This window comes from Clostridioides sp. ZZV15-6598, from assembly GCF_020657705.1.
Lineage (GTDB): Bacteria > Bacillota > Clostridia > Peptostreptococcales > Peptostreptococcaceae > Clostridioides > Clostridioides difficile_F.
The window spans coordinates 1-1,282 of the sequence record NZ_JAGWCS010000272.1 but is presented as its reverse complement, the minus strand read 5'-3'; the positions used below and the strand labels follow the sequence as shown (position 1 = coordinate 1,282).

1 protein-coding gene is annotated in these 1,282 nt (G+C 24.8%); it reads left to right on the top strand.

The features are described 5' to 3' along the window. Positions 1-96 precede the first annotated feature (96 nt). Positions 97-813, top strand: a complete 717-nt coding sequence (locus KGF50_RS21480; RefSeq protein ID WP_227849943.1) for a response regulator transcription factor — start codon at positions 97-99, stop codon at positions 811-813. The last annotated feature ends 469 nt before the right edge of the window (positions 814-1,282 follow it).

The window sequence follows — 1,282 nt, the reverse complement described above, 5'->3', positions numbered from 1 at the left end:
GAGCTAATCAGTTTATATACTTACTGTTTTCTGAAACCAATTTTTAGTATAAAATTAAAATTGATTAAAAATAAAATTTCGAGGGGGAATAATAAAGTGAATCAAAATATATTGGTCGTAGATGATGATAGGGAAATAGTAGACGCTATAGAATTCTATTTAAGACCTGATAATCTTAATGTTTTAAAAGCATATGATGGCTTAGAAGCCTTGGACATATTAATTGAAAATGATATTAAATTAATAATAATGGATGTAATGATGCCTAATTTAGATGGTCTTAAGACTACACTCAAAATAAGAGAAAAAAAGAATATTCCTATAATTCTTCTATCTGCAAAATCACAAGATATGGACAAAATTATAGGTCTTAATATGGGTGCTGATGATTACATAACTAAACCATTTAATCCACTAGAACTTACTGCACGAGTAAAATCTCAACTTAGAAGATATATAAACTTAGGAGACTTTAGCAATACAAATAACTCAAACGATACTAATTATATTTTAAAAAGTGGAGGTCTTGAACTAAATACAGATACAAAAATAGTTTCTTTAGATGGTGAAGAAGTTAAAATGACACCTCTTGAATATAAAATACTTGCTCTTCTCCTATCACGAAAAGGAAAAATATTCTCCTCTCATGAGATTTATGAAAAAGTTTGGAATGAAGATGCTTATAGCTGTGAAAGGACTGTTGCTGTTCATATTAGAAGAATTAGAGAAAAGATTGAAGTAAATTCAAAAGAACCAAAATATTTAAAGGTGGTGTGGGGTATTGGTTACAAAATTGAAAAACTTAATTATTAATGATTCAAGAGCAAAATTTATTTTATTATTACTATTATTTCTATCACTTTCTACATTATTTGAAACAATATACGATTTAAATAACAACTTTATTGATATTAATGAGTATAATTATTTCCAGAACGAGGAGGTTATACCTTATTTCTACTATTTTGGTACGCCTTTGTCCTTACCAAAAATAAATTTGAAATTTATTTGTGAAGGTATTACATTAGTAAGTTGTTTATTGTCTATATTATTTCTTATATTATATAAAAAAAATAACCAAAAGAAAGTTAAACTCTTAGAAAACATTATCACTTTCTTTTCTAAGTTAAAGATTGAATTTACGCTTATATTAATTTTAATACTTTTAGCATTACGATTTTACATATTTACAAATACTAAAATGTTCTATAATACTAATTTAATTGTATTTAATTTTATTATTCTATCTGTAATTTATATAATATATGAAAACATAAAACAT